Here is a 21,369-nt window from a genome sequence, read left to right on the forward strand (position 1 = left end):
CACGCGATCAGAACAGGTTACGCGGATCAAATACAATCTCAACATCACGCCAGGCGGAATATTTCTCTATCGGCAGATTGGAATAAGGACCGCAGCGCCAGATAGCCCGCAGCGCACTGTCAGCGGCGGCCTGTCCAAATGCGCCGCCAGGCTGCTGCAGAACGGCTGGGCTTCCATTGACTTCACCGCTTTCCGTCAACTGAAACCGGATGGTCACGATCAGGTCTTCCGGGTTGGCTGCGCCTGCCGGCGGGTTCCAGCACTGCTGGATCTGACCGCGCAGGGCATTCAGCTCATTCTGGGACAGACGCGCAGTCTCACTGCCGAATGCACTGCCAAGAGAAGCCACATCCTGCCCGGTGGTTGAGCCGCCTGACGCGCTGTCCTGCTTGTTCAGCAGGGCTGCGATATCATTGGGGTCAAACTGTTCCTGCTTCTTTTTTGGCTTCTTCTTCGCCACTTTTTTCGGTGGCTTTGGTCGCCTTTGCGGCGCAGAAACCGTTTTCGGCAGATTGCTTTCCGGTTCTGCCTTGGTTTCTTCAACCTTCGGCGCAGGCTCTACAGGCTTTGGCTCGGCTTTCGGTGTCGGAGCGGGTTCAGGCTCTTTGACCTTTTCCTGTTTCGGCGGTTCCAGTGCAGCCTTTGGCTTGGGAGGCAGGGCAGCTACTTTTTCCGGTGTCGGCTTGGGCGTTGCCTTGTGAACAGTCTTGGCCTTGTCTGATGTTTTACGGGTTGGCTTGGCCTCGACGTCACTCTTCTTTTTCTGAATGACCTCTTTCACCTTGCCCCGTTTGTCACCCTTCAGGGTCTTCTCCACATCTTCGATGGGTACAAGCTCCACCGGCAGAACATCAATGGGCGGCGCTTCGAGCGGTGCGACAGACGGCAGGCTGACCAGCCCCCATAACAGGATGCCGGTATGCCCGAACAAAGACATGGCAACACCCGCCCGCATCGCTTACTGCTCCAGCTCTTCCAGGGTCACAAGACCAATTGACCGAAAACCGGCCGAATTCATCAGACCCATAACCCGCATGACTGATCCGTAATCCGTTGTCCGGTCGCCGCGCACAAAGACCCGCTCATTGTACCCGTTCTTGGCGATTGCCAGGAGGCGTGGTACCAGTTCCTCGCGTTCGACTTCCGCATCCTGAAGATAGATCTTGCCCTCTGCATCAACGGATATGGTTATGGGCTCTGTTTTCGATTCAAGTGGTTTAGCCTGACTTTCAGGCAATTCTATGGGCACGCCCACCGTCAGAAGCGGTGCGGAAATCATGAAAACGATAAGCAGAACGAGCATGACATCCACAAAGGGTGTCACATTGATCTCACTGTTGAGCTGACCATGCCGCCTCCGTCTGCGACGACCGCGCCCGTGCCCGCCACCTGATGGTCCTTGAAGCGCCGCACCCATCGTTACTGCTTCTCGTCAAGCTGGCGGGAGAGGATGGCGTAGAACTCATCCGCAAAGCCCTCAAGCCGTCCGCTCAACTTGGAAACTTCACTGGAAAATTTGTTATACGCTATAACCGCCGGAATAGCGGCCAAAAGCCCCATCGCTGTTGCAAAAAGCGCCTCGGCGATCCCCGGCGCAACCACCGCCAGATTGGTATTCTTGGACGCAGCGATAGCCTGAAAACTGGTCATGATGCCCCAGACCGTTCCAAACAGGCCGACGAAAGGGGCCGCCGAGCCGACCGATGCCAGAAACAGCAAGCGACGTTCCAGCTTGTCGGTTTCCCGGGCAATGGTCAGGTCGAGCACCTTCTCAATCCGGTAGGACAGGCCACCCACACCACGAGCACCACTTTCAAAACTGCGTTTCCATTCACGCATGGCAGCCACAAACAGAGCTGCCTGGGATGAATTGGGACGACTGGACAGAGACTGATAGAGGTCTTCAAGCGATTGCCCCGACCAGAACACCCTCTCAAAGCGGTCCATCTGTCGCTTGGTTCGGGCGTATAGAATGACCTTGTCAAAGATGATCCCCCAGGACCAGATCGATGCCACAACCAAGCCAATCATCACGAGCTTGACCACCAGATGGGCCTGCAGAAACAGGTCGAGGAAGGAAAACCCACCCGTCGTGGCACCAAGGGCAGACGTTGCAATATCAGCAGGTGTCGTCATAAAACCGGAACCTCACTCAGTCCTCAGGGTATATGTTTCGGGAAAGTAATCCGCCATTCTGGTCAGCAGCAGTTCTGCATGCAGCATAAAGCTGTCCGGCCCGGCCAGAACCACCGACCGGACTGATGTGACGAAGAATTTTGTCAAAACTTGGATAATCATCCCGCAACAATGGAATTGTCAGATTATTCCAAGAAGCGCCTTTATGGTTAACACACGGTTACCAAACGGGCTGGAGTCGCCGCTTTGGGCCCCAGTTTCAAAGAATTGATCGCTCAAACGCCGAGCGCATGAAGTCAGGCAGCCGCCGGAGGCGACCATCGAGAGTGATCACCACGATGGTGACATCGGCACTGACCAGCTCTGTATCACCCAGAAAAACCCTCTGGTCTAGAACGATACGGGCACCGGTCACAGAACGCGTCGCAGTCCGCACCTCAACGACATCATCAATCCGGGCCGGTCGGCGATAGGTCACGTTGATGGACTGAACAGCAAAGCCCAGTGCTTCACCTGTCTTGCCATCTGCCAGTTCAGAATGATGTACCCCCAGAAGACGGAGAAAATCTGTCCGGCCACGTTCAATAAACTTCAGATAGTTTGCATGATAGACAACGCCGGTAAAATCCGTGTCCTCGTAATAGACCCGGACCGGCAGCATATGGGTACCATCTACCAGCCGCCCGGAGAGGTCAGGCCAGTCGGTCACCCTTCATCCCCTTCTGCAAACAGGCCCATCTGCTGAACCTGCCCCTTGGGTGCAGCCATCCCCAGATGGTCAAAGGCCTGGGGGGTCAGCAACCGCCCGCGCGGGGTTCGCTGCACGAAACCCTGCTGAATCAGATAGGGCTCAACAATTTCCTCAATCGCATCCCGTGGTTCAGACAGGGCTGCAGCAATGGTTTCAATCCCCACAGGCCCGCCACCAAAACTAAGCGCGATACAATCCAGATATCGCCTGTCCAGCGCATCAAGGCCGCGATTATCCACATCAAGCCGCCTCAGCGCCTGGTCTGCAATATCCGCGTCAATGGCTGCTTTGCCGGCAACGGTCGCAAAATCACGCACCCGGCGCAGAAGACGACCGGCAATACGCGGTGTCCCTCGAGACCGACGCGCGATCTCCTCTGCACCGTCATCCGTCATGCCCATGCCAAGCAATCGGGCACCGCGATTGACGATCAGTTTCAGTTCATCAACCGTATAGAAGTTTAACCTGACAGGAATACCGAAACGATCTCTCAAAGGCGTGGTGAGAAGTCCGATACGGGTCGTTGCACCAATCAGGGTAAACCGCGAGAGATCGATGCGTACGGACCGCGCAGCAGGTCCCTCACCAATAATAAGGTCGAGCTGATAATCCTCCATCGCCGGATAGAGCACTTCCTCAACGGCTGGATTGAGGCGGTGAATTTCATCGATGAACAACACATCACGCTCTTCCAGGTTGGTCAGGAGTGCTGCAAGATCACCCGCCTTGGCGATGACCGGCCCGGATGTGGCACGAAAATTGACCCCGAGTTCCCGTGCCATGATCTGAGCAAGAGTGGTCTTGCCAAGGCCGGGAGGTCCAACAAACAGCACGTGATCCAGCGCCTCGGTACGGGACTTGGCGGACTCGATGAAAATATGGAGATTCTCACGAGCCTGCGCCTGACCAACAAACTCGGAAAGAGCCTGCGGGCGCAACGTGGGATCACCAATATCATCATGGTGAGTCTGAGGGGTAACAAGGCGATCTTCAGACATGGCTCACAGACTTGACCGTTGAACAGACAGACTTCATTTCGACAGCTCTTTCAGACCAAGACGGATCAGGGTCTCCGTTCCTGCGTCGTCTCCGGCATCGCGCATGGCTGCCGCCACTGCCGCGCTGGCCTGCGGCTGACTATAGCCGAGATTACACAAGGCTGATACGGCATCGGCAACAGGTCGGGCCGCAACATCGGTGGACATCTTGTCCTGTAACTCAACAACCGCAGGGTCCACGGTTCCAAAGGCCGGTGCCTTGTCGCGCAATTCTGCAATGATACGCTGAGCCACTTTCGGGCCAACGCCCGGTGTCCGCGCCACCATCGCCTTGTCCTGAAGGGCAATGGCGTTGGCCAGATCGCTTGCCTTCAGGGTACTGAGAACAGCCAGCGCCACCTTGGCCCCCACGCCCTGCACAGTCATCAGCAGACGGAACCATTCCCGCTCCAGATCGGACGAGAAGCCAAACAGCTTGATTTCGGTCTCGCGCACATGGGTTTCGATCGCCAGAACAGATGCTTCTCCCGCCTGAGGCAGGGACTGCAAGGTCCGTGATGAACAGAAAACCTGATAACCGACACCCTGCACATCAAGGATGACCCAGTCATCACCATACGAATCGATAATGCCCTTCAATTTGCCAATCATGCACCACCTGCTGCCCGAAGTGTCTTCAATCGCCCGACCGCCGATTGCCGATGATGCGCATGACAGATCGCAATGGCCAGAGCATCGGCCGCATCATCGCTGTCAAAACGCGCCTTGGGCATCAGCATCTTGACCATGGTCTTGACCTGCGTTTTGTCCGCGTGCCCTACACCCACCACAGCTTTTTTCACCGCGTTCGGCGCATATTCAGCAACAGGAAGCCCCTGCTGCACCGGTACAAGCAGGGCCATGGCCCGGGCATGTCCGAGTTTCAGCGTGGCCGTCGCATCCTTGTTCACAAAGGTCTGCTCCACCGCAACTTCATCCGGCAAAAACTGCTGATGAATGTCTGTGATCCCCACATGAAGCTCATGCAGTCTCTGCGCCAACTCCGCCTTGCCGTCAGAAGTCACAAGACCGGAATCAACAAAACTCAACCGGTTGCCACGAGCCTCAATCAGCCCCCAGCCTGTCCGTCTCAAACCAGGGTCAATGCCCAGTATCCGAATCGCTTCACCACTCATGACGGATCTTTAGCACGGAATGAGTGAAGAAAGAACAAAGACTGAACAAGCCGCCACTAGCTTTATCCGATCCAACAAAAAAAGAGCGGCCAAGACCGCTCTTCTGATCGCTACGGAATGAAACCCGCACCTTATGATGCGAGCTTCTCCATGATCTCGTCGGAGATGTCGAAGTTTGCATAGACATTCTGCACATCGTCATCATCTTCAAGTGCATCAATCATCTTGAGCAGAGACCCTGCCTTTTCTTCATCAACCGGCGTCAGGTTCTGTGGCTTCCAGATCGGGTTAACAGATTCAGCTTCGCCCAGCGCGTCACCAAGAGCTTTGGAAACTTCACCAAGATCTTCGAAGGCACATGTTACGACATGCTGTTCCTCATCGGACTGCACATCTTCTGCGCCCGCATCAATGGCTGCTTCCAGCATGGAATCCGCGTCACCCGCAGAAGCCGGATACACAATCTCACCAACACGGTCGAACATGAAGGATACCGATCCGGTTTCGCCAAGTGCACCGCCGTTTTTGGAGAAACAGGCGCGAATGTTGCTGGCAGAACGGTTACGATTATCCGTCAGAGCTTCGACGATCACAGCAATGCCGCCCGGACCATATCCCTCGTAACGGATCTCGTCATAGGTCTCCACATCACCGGCGTCGGCCTTTTTGATGGCACGTTCGATATTGTCCTTCGGCATCGACTGGCCACGGGCGTTCTGGATGGCGAGGCGCAGGCGCGGGTTTGAATCGGCGTCTGGGCCGCCCATCTTGGCGGCAACTGTAATCTCCTTGGACAGGCGGGAGAACAGTTTCGAGCGCTTCGCATCCTGAGCACCCTTGCGGTGCATGATATTTTTGAATTTGGAATGTCCAGCCATGGCTCTCACTCTTAATCTTCTGATGAAGCCACACCGTATCTCGGGGCAACCATCAGGCTGTTATGTCATAAAGGGCTTATAATCCGGGTAACCGGGAATTTCCAGCCGGGAGCACAACAGAAACACTGCCCCGGCTCTCTCTGAACGGCAGATGATCAATCCGGCGGCTGCGCGTCCCAGTGATGCGGCAAGGCCTCGGACAGCACACCGCCCGAACGAAAAGGCTCGACCCGGGTTGCCAGACCGGTTCTCAGGTCCACATCTACACAGAGGCCGCTCAGGCTTGCCTCACCCTTTGCAGGCGAGAAACGACTGCTCGGGATCTTGCGCAGAAACCGGCTGACCGGCTCTTCCTTGTCCATCCCGAGAACGGAATCATAGGCACCACACATGCCCGCATCAGACTGATAGGCAGTCCCGCCAGGCAGGATCTGGTGATCCGCGGTCGGGACATGAGTATGGGTTCCCACGACAAGGGTCGCACGACCATCAACGAAATGTCCCATGGCCTGTTTTTCACTGGTGGCTTCCGCATGCATATCAATGACAATCACATCTGCCTGCTCACCAAGCCCACAGGCATCAAGCTCGCGCTCAACAGCCTGAAAGGGGTCATCCAGCGCATCCATATAAACGCGCCCCATCACATTGACGACGAGGACATTGGCACCATTACGGGATTGCACAAGCGTCGCCCCGCGTCCCGGTGTGCCTGACGGATAATTCGCCGGGCGCAGAAACCTGTCTGTACGCTCGCAGAAACTCAACGCCTCACGCTGGTCCCAGACATGATTGCCCGTGGTAATCACATCGGCACCCGCATCGAGAAGATCGTTGAAGATCTCTTCGGTCACACCAAAGCCACCGGCAGCATTTTCGGCATTCACCACGACAAAGTCGATGCCATATCGTTCAATCAGACCAGGCAGCCGGTCAAAAACAATCTGTCGGCCCACACGGCCAACAAGGTCACCAAGAAACAGAAGACGCATTATGCAAGAGTTCCCGAGCTGCAGATGATGAACTCTTTCTCGGTCACGACACAATCCAGTGCAATATCGTAGACCTCATTCGGTACCCGTTCCACTTCCTGACATGAATGCGCAATACCGACCAGAAGCGGTCGCTTGTCCATATTGATCAGACGCTCGACATAGCGGTCATAATAGCCGCCGCCATAGCCGAGGCGAATACCACGGCGGTCAAACCCGACCATAGGTGCGAGAATGACATCGGGGTAAATCGTCTCTGCGTGATCACCCGGCGCAAAGGTACCAAATCCGGCATCCACCAGATCAGCCTCCGACTGCCAGCGACGGAAATCGATAGTGGTCTTGTCAAGAACGGCCGGAAGAGCAATCACTTTGCCATCAGCTCGCAGGGCTTCGGTCATCGCGCGCGGGTCAATCTCGCTGCGGATTGGCCAATACCCGCCAAGAATGGTTGCGCCTTTGACAACATCAAGCGTCAGCGCCACATCGCTGATACGGGCCGCCGCATCCTTGCGTTCATCAACCGGCACCGCATTCCGACGGCTCATCACCGCTTTGCGCAGCTCTGCTTTCTGATCCGCATTGCTCTGGCTGGTCGTTGTCATCCGTTACTCCTGAAGGCCTGAAGCGCGAGACCGCCGCAGCCGTTGGAAATGTCGATCCTGGGAACCTACAAAGTAGGTGGGTGCCGTGTGATAGAGCCCACGAGCTCAGTCAGGGACAGCTCCCGTTCGGATCGGTAAGGCCCCAGGGATAGTGTTTTCCTGACGCGAAGGGCAGTCTCTGGCGGGACATATAATCTTTGCCAGCCTCCTTGAACAGTCAAAATCGCCGTGAGAGTTCAAAGGAATCACAAGACAACGGCTGGCAGAACAAGCATCAGGCCGGAAAAGAAAAGAAGAAGATGCATAAACAGCCGGAACTGGGCTTCATCCACCTTGTCAAACAGACGCAGACCAACGGATGTGCCGACCACGGCAAAAGGGACACACAGGAGCGCCAGCCAGAGATTTTCAGTGGTGAAAACTCCGTTCCATACATGCGCAATCAACGTGGCAGTGAGAATGGTTCCGTTGAAGGTCTGGTAGATTCGCCGTTGCTCAAGCTTGCCCCAGCCGCAGAAATTTCCCCAAAAGCTCGGGATGACACCGGACAGTCCGGCAAACCCGCCCAGAATACCCGACAGAAAACCGACCGAACCATCAGCCAGACGCCTGTGCGGAACAGCAACAACCTGTGAGGGCCGGGCCAGATTGATTCCCACATAGGCCATCAGCAACAGACCAGCCCCGACCTTCACATAGAACGGGTCCAGATAGAGCAGCAGATAGACCCCGAGCGGGATACCCAGCAACCCGCCAATGATGAGGGGAACCGCATCCACGGTCAGAAAGTCAAACCCGCGCCGAATGACCGCCAGCCCGTGGCCAATCACAGCACAGGTCACGGCAAGTGCCGTTGCAGTGGCAGGATCAAAGACATGGAGCCAGATGCTGAGCGCAACAATTGCAGTCCCAAACCCTGCAAGGCCGTTGACGCAACTGCCCGCAAAAGCACCAAGCGCGAGAAAAACCAGAACAGTCAGGGACATGTGAAATACAATCGGACAGGCAGAGACTCATGCCTGTTGAGAAAAATCATCAGGCATCAGCCCGCTTTGTCGCATTCAGAGCCTTACCCAGACGTTCCAGTTGCTCTGCAGCATCATTCACCCGGTCTGCAAGACGCTGTTCGTGGCCTTCGAACCGCTCGACGACTGCAGTCCGGGCATCTCGCAATGCGGAGAGTTCCGCTTCCAGACCACTGATCTGGCGCTGCATCTCGGATAGCTCATCAGTCACCATGATTCCGGCCATCACTGTGAGACGCTGGTCGCCGATCTCTCCGAACACTTCTTTGAGCTGAGAAATATAGCCGTCAAATTTCCGCGCCAGACCAACCAGATGGTCTTCCTGGCCGTCATCACAGGCCATCCGGTAGGATTTGCCGTTTATCTGCACACTGATCTGAGACATGAGCCCCGCCTATCCCCCATGCCTGTCGAGAACGTTTCTGATCGATTCCATAGCTGCGACAAGCCTGCGGGAAACCTCCTGATTGGCTTCCTCCAGCCGCTCGGATCGTGACGTCTGAACATCAAGAGAATTGGCAAGACGCGCACGGTCTTCCTCGACCTGCTGCATCTGTTCACGCAGACCAACTGTCAGGCGATCCTGCTCAAGTCGCCTGTCTACCGCCGCTTCCACAGTATCGATGGCGGTTGACAGCCGGTTAAGGGCCTCTTCCAAACGATGGCCGCCTGCCATTGTACCCCTCAAAATCCGCTCTAGTACCCCCAATAACGATTGGGGCTCCCTGCCTCCACCCGACCAAATCGGTCGAGTCGCTTCCCAAAACGAGAATCAGAGACTTTATGGTTATTATGTGACTGACATTAGGCGCCGGATCGCGGCTTCGTCAACGGAATCGCATCACCTTAATCGCATGAGACGACCCAAAAGGGCAAAAAAAATGCCCCCAAATTTGGATAAGAACCCCGGTTTTCTCAATGAGCGCATTGACTCGTGCGCCGCGCCTGATATGTGTCTTGCGCCTGCCTAAGTGGGTAGGGTCAAGAGATTTCCACAGATTGAACGGACTGCGCGCACCAACAGTGCGCTATTGGCAATTCATGACAGATCTAGCAAAACACTCCAAGATGGCAAACGCGATCCGCGCCCTTGCCATGGACGCCGTGGAAGCGGCAAAATCCGGCCACCCCGGCATGCCGATGGGAGCCGCTGACATTGCGACGGTTCTCTTTACCCGCTGCATGAAATTCGATCCAACCGATCCGCATTGGGCTGACAGAGACCGCTTTGTGCTCTCAGCGGGTCACGGATCCATGCTGCTTTATTCAGTTCTGCACCTGCTCGGCTATGAAGACTTCCCGCTCGATGAGCTGAAGAACTTCCGCCAGATCGGTGCCCGGACCGCTGGCCATCCTGAGTTCGGCCACGGCGCTGGCATCGAGACCACCACCGGCCCGCTGGGTCAGGGTGTGGCAACGGCTGTCGGTATGGCACTGGCCGAGCGCATCATGAATGCCAAATTCGGTGATGACCTGGTTGACCACCATACCTATGTCGTCGCAGGCGATGGCTGTCTGATGGAAGGTATCAGCCAGGAAGCCATCGGCCTTGCAGGGCATCTCAAGCTGTCAAAGCTGATTGTTCTCTGGGATGACAACGAGATCACCATTGATGGTTCCGTGTCTCTCTCTGATTCCACCAATCAGCTCGATCGTTTCCGTGCCTCCGGCTGGGCTACCCGTGAAGTAGACGGCCACAATCCGGAAGATCTCTTCGCAGCCATTGAAGCCGCCAAGATATCCGATCGCCCGACCCTGATCGCCTGTAAAACCACAATCGGTTACGGCGCACCAAACAAGGCTGGCACATCCGGCGTTCACGGCGCACCGCTTGGCTCTGACGAAATCGCAGGGACCCGTGCAGCGCTCGACTGGCCGCACGCACCCTTTGAAATTCCGTCCGATGTAACCGATGCCTGGCGCATTGCCGGTCTGCACGCAGCTCATGCGCATAAGGACTGGCAGAAACGCCATGATGCGCTGGACGCTGATATCCGGACTGATTTTGACCGTCGTATGCGCGGCGATCTGCCAGCCGGTTTTGAAGACGCGATTCTCGATTACAAGCGTCAGCTGGCCGAAGAACATCAGACCGTTGCAACCCGCAAGGCCTCACAGATGGCTCTTGAGGTCATCAACAAGGCTGTTGAGGATACCATCGGCGGCTCTGCCGACCTGACCGGTTCCAACAACACCAAGACAGCCGGTATGAGCGGCATCACCGCTGACGACTTTACCGGCCGTTTTGTCAATTACGGCATTCGCGAGCACGGTATGGCAGCCGCGATGAACGGCATGGCCCTGCATGGCGGCGTCATTCCCTATTCCGGCACCTTCCTGGTGTTTGCCGACTATGCCCGCCCGGCCATCCGCCTCTCCGCCCTGATGGGACAGCGCATTGTCTATGTGATGACACACGACTCCATCGGTCTTGGCGAAGATGGTCCGACCCATCAGCCAGTCGAACATATGGCCAGCCTGCGCGCCATTCCGAACCTCAATGTCTTCCGCCCGGCGGACGTCACTGAAACCGCGGAATGCTGGCAGCTTGCCCTTGAGACCAAAGACGCGCCAAGCGTTATTGCCCTGACCCGTCAGAATCTCCCGGCATTGCGGACCTCTTTTGACCAGAGAAACCCGTGCGGTTGCGGTGCCTATGTTCTGGCATCCACCAACGGCCATGCAGACGTCTCCCTGTTTGCATCAGGCTCCGAGGTCGAAATCGCCATGGATGCGAAAGCCCAGCTTGAAGAAAAGGGTATTTCCGTCCGTGTCATTTCCGTGCCCTGTTTCGAGCTGTTCGAAGCACAGAGCGCCGAATACAAGGCAGAGATCATCGGTCAGTCGAAGGTCAAGGTCGCTGTTGAAGCAGCAATCCGTCAGGGTTGGGATCGCTTCATCGGATCTGACGGCATCTTTGTCGGCATGTCCGGCTTTGGTGCCAGCGGACCTTACAAGGCCCTTTACGAGCATTTCGGCATTACCGCAGACGCCGTTACCAATCAGGTTGTCGACGCCCTTGAGCGCGCGGCCGACTAACAGAGGAACGAGAGGGCCATTGTGGCCCTCTTGACATTTTGACTGCGCTATCCGGCGCACAGCACGGAGATTGAACCATGGCTGTGAAAGTTGCCATTAACGGCTTTGGCCGTATCGGACGTAACATCTTGCGCGCGATCATTGAATCCGACCGCACCGACATCGAAGTCGTCGCCATCAATGATCTGGGCCCGGTCGACACCAACGCGCACCTACTGCAGTACGATTCCGTCCATGGCCGCTTCCCGGTAGAAGTTAAGGTTGACGGCGATACAATCGACGTTGGCCGTGGCCCGATCAAGGTAACCGCTGTTCGTGACCCGAAAGATCTGCCATGGGGCGAGCTAGGTGTTGATATTGCCATGGAATGTACCGGCATCTTTGCCGACAAGGACAAGGCAATGGCGCATATCGAAGCCGGTGCCAAGCGTGTTCTGGTTTCCGCTCCGGCGACTAATGCCGACAAGACCATCGTTTACGGCGTCAACCATGACACCCTGACTGCAGACGATCTGGTCGTTTCAAACGCATCCTGCACCACCAACTGCCTGTCCCCAGTGGCTCACGTCCTGCACAAGCTGGTTGGTATCGAGCGTGGTTTCATGACCACGATCCACGCTTATACAGGCGATCAGCCAACCCTCGACACCATGCACAAGGATCTGTACCGCGCACGTGCAGCTGCAATGTCCATGATCCCGACATCAACCGGTGCTGCGAAAGCTGTTGGCCTGGTTCTGCCGGAACTGGCTGGCAAGCTGGATGGCTCATCCATCCGCGTCCCGACAGCCAACGTATCGGTCGTTGATCTGAAGTTTGATGCTGGTCGCGAAACAACTGCTGAAGAAATCAATGCGGCAATCAAGGAAGCTGCTGAAGGTGAGCTGAAAGGCGTTCTGGCCTATTCCGACAAGCCGCTGGTTTCCATTGACTTCAACCACGACCCGCATTCGTCTTCGTTTGCCAGCGAGCAGACCAAAGTTATGGGCGGCCGTTTCGTCCGTATCCTGACCTGGTATGACAATGAATGGGGCTTCTCCAACCGCATGTCCGATACAGCGGTTGCCATGGCCAAATTCCTGTAAGCGGGAACAGATTTGACGATGAGTGCATTTCGCACCCTTGATGACGCGGATGTAGCGGGCAAGCGCACGCTGGTCCGCGTCGACCTTAACGTGCCCATGAAAGATGGGCACGTTACCGATACGACCCGTATTGACCGGATCATCCCGACACTCAAGGAACTCTCCGACAAGGGTGCCAGGGTTATCCTCCTGGCCCATTTCGGACGTCCGAAGGGCTCGGTCAATCCAGAGATGTCTCTGGCACCGGTGGTTCCAGCCTTGTCTGAAGCATTGGGCAAGCCTGTGACCTTTGCAGCAGACTGCATCGGCTCTGTTGCTGAAGGGGCCGTCGCTGCTTTGTCAGAAGGCGATGTTCTTCTTCTCGAAAACACCCGCTTCCACGCCGGTGAAGAGAAGAACGAGGAAACCTTCATTGACGCCCTGGCCGCAAATGGCGATCTGTTTGTCAGTGATGCGTTTTCTGCAGCACATCGTGCACATGCATCAACAGAAGGCCTTGCCCGCCGCCTGCCCGCTTATGCTGGCCGGACCATGCAGGCCGAGATCGAGGCGCTGGAATCCGCTCTCGGCACACCGAAACGGCCGGTTCTGGCCGTTGTTGGCGGAGCCAAGGTATCAAGTAAGATCGACCTTCTGGAAAATTTGGTTTCCAAAGTCGATGGCCTTGTCATCGGTGGCGGCATGGCCAACACTTTCCTGGCGGCCCAGGGTGTTGCTGTCGGCAAGTCTCTCTGTGAGCATGACCTTGCAGATACTGCCAGCCGGATCATGACCAAAGCGGCTGATGCAGGATGTACCATCATCCTGCCGGAAGACGTGGTGGTCGCCAGAGAATTCGCTGCCAATGCCGAAAACGAAACGGTTTCAAAAGACAGTGTCTCTGAAGACGGTATGATCCTGGATGTGGGGCCTCAGTCAGTGGATAGCGTCAAGGCGCATATCGACACCGCTGCCACACTGGTCTGGAACGGCCCGCTTGGAGCCTTTGAAGTCACCCCATTTGATCGGGCAACAGTTGCAGCCGCACAGCATGCAGCAGAAAGAACCGCAGCCGGTTCTCTTCTGACGGTTGCTGGCGGTGGTGATACGGTTGCCGCGCTTAATCATGCAGGCGCAGGTGACCACTTCTCTTATGTCTCTACTGCAGGCGGTGCATTCCTTGAATGGCTTGAAGGAAAGCCACTTCCGGGTGTAGACGTTCTCAGGAAGGCTGACTGATAGAAATACGGATCGCGCAAGGGCGGTCCAGTTGATCGCTGTTCTGCATAGAACGGGAATATGGAGCACTTAATTATGAGCGAATATTTGGACGATATCGCCGCTGCCATGGTCGCCGAAGGCCAGGGCATTCTGGCTGCTGACGAAAGCACCGGCACCATCAAGAAGCGTTTCGATTCCATCAATGTGGAATCAACCGAGGACAAGCGTCGCGATTATCGTGAAATGCTATTCCGCGCCGACGATGCCATGAACAACTACATCTCCGGTGTCATCCTCTATGACGAAACCCTTCGTCAGGCTGCCAGAGACGGCACACCACTCGTTGACCTGATCAAGAACGCCAATGCGGTTCCGGGCATCAAGGTCGACATGGGCGCCAAGGATCTGGCCGGTTTCCCGGGCGAGAAAATCACCGAAGGTCTTGATGGCCTGCGTGAGCGCCTGGCCGAGTATCACGATCTCGGTGCACGGTTTGCCAAATGGCGCGCTGTTATCGACATCAACGAAGATGCTCCGTCTGCCTATGCAATGAAAGCCAATGCACAGGCTCTGGCCCGCTATGCATCTTTGTGTCAGGAAGCAGGTATCGTGCCAATCGTCGAGCCGGAAGTGCTGATGGACGGCCCGGACGCCACTCACGACATCGAAGACTGCTACGAAGTCACCGAAGCTGCTCTCAACACTGTCTTCAGTGAACTCTATGATGCAGGTGTTCTGCTTGAAGGCATGATCCTGAAGCCGAACATGGTGATCGCTGGCAAAAACTGCCCGGATCAGGCTGACGCTGAACAGGTTGCCGAGCTGACCATTCGCTGTCTCCGGTCAACTGTCCCGGCGGCAGTTCCAGGCATTGCCTTCCTGTCCGGTGGACAGAGCGACGAGCAGGCAACCCAGAACCTTTCCCTGATGAATGCCATGGGTAATCTGCCATGGGCCCTGACCTTCTCTTATGGTCGTGCCCTTCAGGCTGCTGCCCTGAAAGCATGGGGTGGTCAGGATGCCAATGTGGCCGCCGCTCAGGCAGCCTTCACGCATCGCGCCCGCATGAACGGCCTTGCCGCTCTTGGCAAGTGGTCCTCCGAGCAGGAAAAAGCGGCCTGAGGCCAAACGACCTGCCTTGACCTTCAGGTCGGGACTGATAAAGCTTGAAAGAGGGATGCTGAGAAATCAGCATCCCTCTTTTGCCTTATTCTCATGGCACCACCCAATCACGATCCGACAGGAATAACGACCGGATTGACACTGAAGAAACGCGCCCATGTCAGACATCAACCGTATTTATCTCATCACCCCGTCCAGTCTTGATCCGGATGTGTTCTGCCCTTTGCTGGACAAGACGCTGGATACAGGTGGCGTGGCGGCGGTTCTGATTTCTCTGGACGAACGGGACGCTTCCAGACGCCAGTCCATTTCCGAGCGGATTTCAGGCATCTGTCACAAGCATGGCGTTGCGGCCATTCTGCATCTTGATCCTGAATGTACCGATGACAGTCGCATTGCAGGCCGTGCCCGGCTGGATGGTGTTCATTCCGGAACCGGCGAAGCGGATCTGGAAAACGCTCTGGACAGTTTCGCACCCCAGAAGATGGTCGGTGCCGGGAACCTGCGTGACCGCCATACGGCCATGACTGCAGGCGAGCTCGATCCGGATTATGTCTTTTTCGGCCTTCTGGAACGGCCCGACGATGAAACCCTGCACGACAAGACATTCGATCTTGCCGTCTGGTGGGCACAGATGTTTGAAATCCCAGCAGTTGCCTTCATCGGACTGGACCTTGCAGACACAGACCGCCTAGCAGCAGAAGGCGTCGAGTTCATTGCGGCAAGAGAAGCCGTCTGGTCCCATCCGGACGGCCCTGAGAGCGCACTGAAAATCATCCAGTCACATCTGGCCAGCCATCCGCTGGAGATGGGCAGATGATCCGCTTCTGCCTTGCCCTGCTTCTCGGTCTTGCAACAGGTTTGAACAGCACCCTTGTTCAGGCAGCAGACAACAATACCGGAAGCGAGGCGAAACAGACCGTAAAGACCGAAACAACCGGCTCAGACGAGCAGGCCAGGCCGAAGAAGACCGTGGACCTCGCTTATGGCGCATTCCAGCGCGGTTTTTATCTGACCGCCTTTGCCCATGCCGTCATTGAAGCCGGAAAAGGCGATCAGGCTGCACAAACACTGCTAGGCGAAATCTACTCCAAGGGCCTTGGGGTCCCCCGCGATCAGACCAAGGCCATCCAGTGGTATCAGATCGCGTCCAATACCGGCGACCCGGAAGCCCAGATTGCCCTTGCTCTCATCTACCTGCGCGGCGATGGCACAGAGAAGAATCTCGAAAAAGGCGTTCACTGGCTGAAGAAGTCCGCAGAAGCAGAACAACCAACGGCACTCTACAATCTGGCACGACTTTATTTGAGCGGGACCGGCGTCAAGAAAGATGAAGCCGAGGCTGCCAGGCTGATGAAAAAGGCAGCCGATCTGGAGGAGCCAGAAGCCCAGTATGGTATCGCCCAGCTCTACCATCACGGTATCGGGCTCAAGCAGAGCGATGGTCTGGCCACGTTCTGGTATGGGAAGGCCGCAAGAGCCGGCCAGATCGATGCCCAGGTTGAATATGCCACGGCCCTGTTTCAGGGACGCGGCATTGCCACAGATCAAAAACGTGCTGCTCTCTGGTTCCTAACAGCTGCACAAAGCGGGCATGTTATCGCCCGGAACCGCATAGCGCGTCTATACGCAACCGGTTTTGGCATCGAACAGGATCTGACCAGTGCTGCCACCTGGCATTTTCTGGCGTCTGCCGCTGGCCTGAAAGATGATGAACTTGATCTGATGGTAACCCGCCTCACGCTCGGAGAACGCAGACGAGCGACTGAGCGGGCCCGCATCCTGTCAGGTCGCTAGGCCATATCTCGAGCTATCACGATCCGGAATTATTCGCTGGATGGTGTCCAGATAATCCTCTTGTCCAGATCGTATGTCCATGGCAGTCCGGCATTACGCCAGCCATTGACCGTGCGCTGGCGGGTCAGCCGATTACGATCCCCTTCGAACCCCTCAACAATATTCCAGACATTGGTATAGCCGGCCTTTGCCAGCATATTGGCACCAACCGCGGAACGGGCACCCGACCGGCAGATGATCATCACCGGATCATCCTTGGACTTACCTTCTCGCATCATGACCCGGCCCACATCCGCAACAAAATGCCGATTGGCCAGCATCCGGTAACCGCGACCATTCCCGGTCGGCTGATGTGTCATTGTACGGAGTGGCACAATTCCATCGACACCTGCCGCATGGCCGACAAAACTGATTTCAACCGGATCACGAACATCAAGGAAGATGATGCCATCATCAACCTGGAGGGCTTCAAAAGCATCCTGCGGTGTCAGATAGAGCCCCAAAGATGTCTGTTTGTGCTTTGCGAGAAACGCAGCATCCACGCTGCTGGAGAGGCCTTCCGCCAGCACCGGCGCAACACCAAACATCCAAAGAACCATGACAAGCGCAACACGAGTAACAGACATCCGAGGACCTCTTATTTCAGACCTATCGCAACAACCTAGCGAGCCACAGCCAGCACCACAATCTATCCATTTGCCCTAGGGTCAAAATTGGAACCGGTTTGGCGAAAACCAACGCACTCCCGCAGAAGTATGGAGCATGTTGCGCGAATCCCATTCACCACAACATGCTCTGAGGTCAAAACTCGATCACAGCAGAAGACCCATATCCACTTTGGTTTTTTTCTTGAATTCCTCCGCCATTTGTGGTGCATCACCCAGATGATCCGCGAACCGGGCCTTTGCGCTGATTTCTGCAGCATGCCTTCGCTCACATTCATGATTCCAGTCGGATAAGCTCTTATGAAAATCAATGGTAACGAAATTCGCCCAGGCAACGTCATTCAGCATCAGGACACCATCTGGGCTGCTGTCAAGGTTCAGAGCGTCAAGCCAGGTAAGGGCGGTGCCTTCGCCCAGGTCGAGCTGAAGAACCTGATTGACGGTCGGAAACTGAATGAGCGGTTCCGCGCTTCTGAAACAGTTGAACGTGTTCGCCTCGAACAGAAGGACTATCAGTTCCTCTATGAGCAGGGCGAGGATCTGGTTTTCATGGATATGGAAAGCTATGAGCAGCTGGAACTGCAGAAGGAATTTGTCGGTGACCGCGCCGCCTTCCTTCAGGATGGCATGACAGTCACTGTGGAAAGCCACGAAGGTCGCCCGATCGGCATTTCCCTGCCGGACCAGGTTACACTGGAAGTGACAGAAACCGAGCCGACCATCAAGGGCCAGACCCAGTCATCTTCATACAAGCCGGCAACGCTTGAAAACGGTGTTCGCTGCATGGTGCCCCCATTTGTCACGACAGGTGAAAGAATTGTGGTCGACACCAACGAAATCACCTATGTGCGCCGCGCCGACTAAGACGCTCTGAAACAAACATTGACCTCAATCCGGCGGCAGAATGATCTCCGCCGGATTACGATTGAATAAAGCAGGACGAAATCCATGGCCTACTCGGCAATCATGAATGTAATGGTCAACGCCGTTATGAAGGCCGGTCGCAGCCTCAAGCGGGACTTTGCCGAAGCGGAAAGCCTTCTGGTATCCCGGAAAGGCCCGGGCGATTTCGTCTCCGCAGCCGATAAGAAGTCTGAAAAGATCCTCTATGAGGAACTGAGCAAGGCCCGTCCCACATACGGCTTTCTGATGGAAGAAGGCGGAGAGATCATCGGTGAGGATCCGACCTGCCGTTGGATCATTGACCCGCTGGACGGAACAACAAACTTCCTCCACGGCATTCCTGCCTTTGCCATTTCCGTTGCCGTTGAGCGCCAGGGGCGTCTTGATGCCGCCGTCATCTTCAACCCGGCAACCGATGACCTCTATACTGCAGAACGAGGCTCCGGTGCTTTCATGAATGACCGCAGGATGCGTGTGTCCGGTCGCGTTGACCTGCATGACAGCGTCATTGCAACAGGTATCCCTCATCTTGGCAGGGGTCAGCACAGTCTGGCCCTGCGCGAACTCAAACATGTGATGAGTGAAGTCTCCGGTATCCGCCGCTTTGGTGCAGCATCCCTTGACCTGGCCTGGGTGGCGGCCGGACGCTTCGATGCCTTCTGGGAACGTGATCTCAACGCCTGGGATATGGCCGCTGGAATTCTGCTCATCAAGGAAGCCGGCGGGTTTGTTTCTGACGTCAACAATCGCGACAAGATCTTTGAGAGCGGCTCCATTGTGGCTGGCAACGAAACCATGCACCGCAACCTCGTTGCTCTGCTGAAAAGAGCCAAAACACCGCCCAGATCCTGAGAGGATCGCTTTATGGGCCAGGGGTGGTTCTTTTTCGTCACAAATCAGTTTATCACTAGATTAACGTGACGCGATTGGAGCCCACCGACCCATGGCGGATGAACTGGACCCGTACAAGCTGTCGAGCCCACAGATCTATCTGTGGCGCATGGTCATTTTTCTGATTATTGCGGCCTTTGTGCCCTTCATTCTCTACCGCCAGGTGCTGGATGCCTTCAACGCCAATGTGTTTCTGAACGGCGTCATCCTCGCCGTGCTGTTCTTTGGTGTCATACTGGCTTTTCGTCAGGTCATTCTGCTGTTTCCCGAAGTCCGCTGGGTCAATGGCTACAGGGTGAGCGATGAGGGCATCAGCATGGAAGCCCATCCCACATTGCTGGCACCGATGGCAACCATGCTGAGAGATCGTCAGAGCCAGATGGCCATGTCACCGACGACCATGCGGTCGATCCTTGATTCCATCGGCACCCGCCTTGATGAGGCTCGGGATATATCCCGCTACCTTACCGGTCTGCTGGTTTTCCTTGGCCTGCTCGGCACCTTCTGGGGCCTGCTGCAGACCATTGGCGCTGTGGGCAATACAATCCAGTCTCTGGATGTGGGAAGCGGCGATGCCGGGGTCATTTTTGAAGACCTGAAGACCGGCCTTGAAGCGCCCTTGTCCGGAATGGGTATCGCCTTTGCCTCATCCCTTTTCGGTCTTGCCGGATCTCTGGTTCTCGGTTTCCTTGATCTGCAGGCCGGCGCCGCACAGAATCGTTTCTATACCGATCTCGAAGACTGGCTGTCGTCTCTCACCGACCTTCATCCGGAAGCCTTTGCCGGCATTGCAGCCGAGCAGGCAGAGGATATAGAAGACAGACTACAGGCGGCCCTCGACAGGCTGTCCCACTCACTCGACAATGGCGGTAACGCACGCACGACCACAGCCGCCATGGCCAATCTGGCCGAAGGGATCCAGGGTCTCGTCCAGCACATGCGAAACGAGCAGCAGATGATCCGGACCTGGGTGGAAAAACAGGGCGAACAACAGGAGGATATCCGGCGTTTGCTCCAGCTTCTGACCAGTCACAAACCCTCTGACAATCCCAACAAAGAGGGATAATCTCTGATGGCACTTGGTCGCGCACGACGTCGCGAACAGCGAATGGACTACTGGCCCGGTTTCGTGGATGCCATGGCTACGCTGCTGCTTGTCATCATCTTCCTTCTTTCCGTTTTCATGCTGGCCCAGTTCTTTCTCAGCCAGGAAATCAGCGGGCGTGATACGGTACTCAACCGGCTCAACAGCCAGATTGCCGAACTGACAGAACTTCTCGCCCTTGAACGCGCCAACAAGCGCGAACTTCAGGGCACCGTCAATCTGCTCGAAGCCAATCTGCGCAACGCGGAAGCCAGCCAGGCGCGCCTGCAGGGTCTGCTGGATACGCAGCAGCAGACGTCTGGTTCAGCCGACGCACAGATTGGTGCCCTGAATACCCAGCTTGACGAAGAAAAACAGGTTTCAAAACGCGCCCTCTCCCAGGTCGAAATTCTGAACCAGCAGATTTCAGCCCTGCGCCGCCAGATTGCTGCACTGGAAGACGCACTTGATGCATCTGAAAACCGTGACAGGGAAAGTCAGGCCAAGATTGCCGATCTTGGCAAACGGCTGAATGTGGCTCTGGCCCAGCGGGTTCAGGAACTGACACGCTATCGGTCGGACTTCTTTGGTCGCCTGCGGGAAATTCTCAGCCAGCGTTCGGATATTCGCGTCGTCGGTGACCGTTTCATCTTCCAGTCGGAAGTCCTGTTTGGTTCCGGCTCGGAGCAGGTCAATGATGAGGGCCGCAAGGAGTTGGATGCCCTCGCCTCCGCGATTGTTGAGCTGGAGCAGGTTATCCCTGATGAAATCAACTGGGTGCTCAGAATTGATGGCCACACCGACGCACGCCCGCTATCCGGTACGGGGCGCTTCCGCAACAACTGGGAACTGTCCGCAGCACGCGCCATTTCTGTGGTCCGTTATCTGATTGACGGGGGCGTATCCCCCAAACGGCTGGTCGCTGCCGGGTTCGGGGAATTTCAGCCTCTCGAAGAGGGTGAAACAGATGAGGCTTACGCGAAAAACAGACGTATCGAGCTGAAGCTGACCGAACGATGATCA

Annotated in this window: 24 protein-coding genes and 1 other RNA gene; 10 read left to right on the forward strand and 15 right to left on the reverse strand. The window is 56.1% G+C overall.

Features of this window, described 5'->3' with window-relative positions; genetic code table 11:
• Positions 1–7: 7 nt before the first annotated feature.
• The 14 genes from RA157_RS03870 to RA157_RS03935 form a co-directional block, all read right to left on the reverse strand.
• On the reverse strand, positions 8–937 hold the full coding sequence (locus RA157_RS03870) for a UCP034077 family protein (RefSeq protein WP_350335161.1): 930 nt from the start codon (positions 935–937) through the stop codon (positions 8–10).
• A gap of 21 nt (positions 938–958) precedes the next feature.
• On the reverse strand, positions 959–1,417 hold the full coding sequence (gene tolR / locus RA157_RS03875; protein ID WP_350335162.1) for a protein TolR: 459 nt from the start codon (positions 1,415–1,417) through the stop codon (positions 959–961).
• A 2-nt stretch (positions 1,418–1,419) separates the two neighbouring features.
• Positions 1,420–2,136 (reverse strand): protein TolQ, encoded by a 717-nt coding sequence (tolQ, locus tag RA157_RS03880; protein ID WP_350335163.1) that lies wholly within the window; start codon positions 2,134–2,136, stop codon positions 1,420–1,422.
• A 259-nt stretch (positions 2,137–2,395) separates the two neighbouring features.
• Positions 2,396–2,845 (reverse strand): tol-pal system-associated acyl-CoA thioesterase, encoded by a 450-nt coding sequence (gene ybgC / locus RA157_RS03885; protein ID WP_350335164.1) that lies wholly within the window; start codon positions 2,843–2,845, stop codon positions 2,396–2,398.
• Entirely contained in the window at positions 2,842–3,885 is a 1,044-nt protein-coding gene (ruvB, locus tag RA157_RS03890) for a Holliday junction branch migration DNA helicase RuvB (RefSeq protein ID WP_350335165.1), read from the reverse strand. Before ruvB ends, ybgC begins: the two co-directional genes overlap by 4 nt.
• 33 nt (positions 3,886–3,918) lie before the next feature.
• Positions 3,919–4,536: a Holliday junction branch migration protein RuvA gene (ruvA, locus tag RA157_RS03895; protein WP_350335166.1), complete on the reverse strand. Its 618-nt coding sequence runs from the start codon at positions 4,534–4,536 to the stop codon at positions 3,919–3,921.
• Complete coding sequence (gene ruvC, locus RA157_RS03900) at positions 4,533–5,060, reverse strand: crossover junction endodeoxyribonuclease RuvC (RefSeq protein WP_350335167.1); 528 nt, start codon at positions 5,058–5,060, stop codon at positions 4,533–4,535. The genes ruvA and ruvC overlap by 4 nt, the downstream gene beginning before the upstream one ends.
• A 131-nt stretch (positions 5,061–5,191) precedes the next feature.
• Complete coding sequence (locus RA157_RS03905) at positions 5,192–5,938, reverse strand: YebC/PmpR family DNA-binding transcriptional regulator (protein ID WP_350335168.1); 747 nt, start codon at positions 5,936–5,938, stop codon at positions 5,192–5,194.
• Positions 5,939–6,093: 155 nt separating this feature from the next.
• Complete coding sequence (locus RA157_RS03910) at positions 6,094–6,930, reverse strand: TIGR00282 family metallophosphoesterase (protein ID WP_350335169.1); 837 nt, start codon at positions 6,928–6,930, stop codon at positions 6,094–6,096.
• Positions 6,930–7,535 (reverse strand): 5-formyltetrahydrofolate cyclo-ligase, encoded by a 606-nt coding sequence (locus tag RA157_RS03915; RefSeq protein ID WP_350335170.1) that lies wholly within the window; start codon positions 7,533–7,535, stop codon positions 6,930–6,932. Before RA157_RS03915 ends, RA157_RS03910 begins: the two co-directional genes overlap by 1 nt.
• 23 nt (positions 7,536–7,558) lie before the next feature.
• Positions 7,559–7,716, reverse strand: a non-coding RNA gene (gene ssrS, locus RA157_RS03920) — 6S RNA.
• 64 nt (positions 7,717–7,780) lie between these two features.
• A complete protein-coding gene (locus RA157_RS03925) occupies positions 7,781–8,521 on the reverse strand; it encodes a sulfite exporter TauE/SafE family protein (RefSeq protein WP_350335171.1) in 741 nt (246 codons plus the stop codon).
• Positions 8,522–8,570: 49 nt separating this feature from the next.
• Entirely contained in the window at positions 8,571–8,945 is a 375-nt protein-coding gene (locus tag RA157_RS03930; RefSeq protein ID WP_350335172.1) for a cell division protein ZapA, read from the reverse strand.
• Between the two features lie 9 nt (positions 8,946–8,954).
• Entirely contained in the window at positions 8,955–9,236 is a 282-nt protein-coding gene (locus RA157_RS03935; protein ID WP_350335173.1) for a DUF4164 domain-containing protein, read from the reverse strand.
• Positions 9,237–9,601: 365 nt separating this feature from the next.
• On the opposite strand from RA157_RS03935, the gene tkt reads away from it, so the two are divergent.
• The 6 genes from tkt to RA157_RS03965 all read left to right on the forward strand — a co-directional run bounded on the left by tkt (position 9,602) and on the right by RA157_RS03965 (position 16,803).
• Positions 9,602–11,599 carry a transketolase gene (gene tkt / locus RA157_RS03940; protein WP_350335174.1) on the forward strand — a complete coding sequence of 666 codons (1,998 nt, stop codon included), beginning with the start codon at positions 9,602–9,604 and terminating at the stop codon, positions 11,597–11,599.
• Positions 11,600–11,676: 77 nt separating this feature from the next.
• Positions 11,677–12,684: a type I glyceraldehyde-3-phosphate dehydrogenase gene (gene gap, locus RA157_RS03945; protein WP_350335175.1), complete on the forward strand. Its 1,008-nt coding sequence runs from the start codon at positions 11,677–11,679 to the stop codon at positions 12,682–12,684.
• An 18-nt stretch (positions 12,685–12,702) separates the two neighbouring features.
• Entirely contained in the window at positions 12,703–13,902 is a 1,200-nt protein-coding gene (locus RA157_RS03950) for a phosphoglycerate kinase (RefSeq protein WP_350335176.1), read from the forward strand.
• A gap of 75 nt (positions 13,903–13,977) precedes the next feature.
• A complete protein-coding gene (locus tag RA157_RS03955) occupies positions 13,978–15,006 on the forward strand; it encodes a class I fructose-bisphosphate aldolase (RefSeq protein WP_350335177.1) in 1,029 nt (342 codons plus the stop codon).
• 157 nt (positions 15,007–15,163) lie between these two features.
• A complete protein-coding gene (locus tag RA157_RS03960) occupies positions 15,164–15,826 on the forward strand; it encodes a thiamine phosphate synthase (RefSeq protein WP_350335178.1) in 663 nt (220 codons plus the stop codon).
• Complete coding sequence (locus RA157_RS03965; protein ID WP_350335179.1) at positions 15,823–16,803, forward strand: tetratricopeptide repeat protein; 981 nt, start codon at positions 15,823–15,825, stop codon at positions 16,801–16,803. Before RA157_RS03960 ends, RA157_RS03965 begins: the two co-directional genes overlap by 4 nt.
• Before the next feature lie 29 nt (positions 16,804–16,832).
• Here RA157_RS03965 and RA157_RS03970 read toward each other — a convergent pair whose 3' ends face one another.
• The gene (locus RA157_RS03970; protein WP_350335180.1) at positions 16,833–17,429 is read right to left on the reverse strand and encodes a rhodanese-like domain-containing protein; all 597 of its coding nucleotides are present in this window, start codon (positions 17,427–17,429) and stop codon (positions 16,833–16,835) included.
• A 339-nt stretch (positions 17,430–17,768) separates the two neighbouring features.
• Between RA157_RS03970 and efp the strand changes: the two genes are divergently transcribed.
• The 4 genes from efp (at position 17,769) to RA157_RS03990 (ending at position 21,366) form a co-directional block, all read left to right on the forward strand.
• The gene (gene efp / locus RA157_RS03975; protein ID WP_350335181.1) at positions 17,769–18,332 is read left to right on the forward strand and encodes an elongation factor P; all 564 of its coding nucleotides are present in this window, start codon (positions 17,769–17,771) and stop codon (positions 18,330–18,332) included.
• 84 nt (positions 18,333–18,416) lie between these two features.
• Entirely contained in the window at positions 18,417–19,223 is an 807-nt protein-coding gene (locus tag RA157_RS03980) for an inositol monophosphatase family protein (RefSeq protein WP_350335182.1), read from the forward strand.
• A 91-nt stretch (positions 19,224–19,314) separates the two neighbouring features.
• Complete coding sequence (locus RA157_RS03985) at positions 19,315–20,328, forward strand: flagellar motor protein MotA (protein ID WP_350335183.1); 1,014 nt, start codon at positions 19,315–19,317, stop codon at positions 20,326–20,328.
• A 6-nt stretch (positions 20,329–20,334) separates the two neighbouring features.
• A complete protein-coding gene (locus tag RA157_RS03990) occupies positions 20,335–21,366 on the forward strand; it encodes a peptidoglycan -binding protein (protein ID WP_350335184.1) in 1,032 nt (343 codons plus the stop codon).
• The last annotated feature ends 3 nt before the right edge of the window (positions 21,367–21,369 follow it).

Origin of the sequence: Coralliovum pocilloporae, assembly GCF_030845175.1 — a bacterium.
Classification (GTDB): domain Bacteria; phylum Pseudomonadota; class Alphaproteobacteria; order Rhizobiales; family Cohaesibacteraceae; genus Coralliovum; species Coralliovum pocilloporae.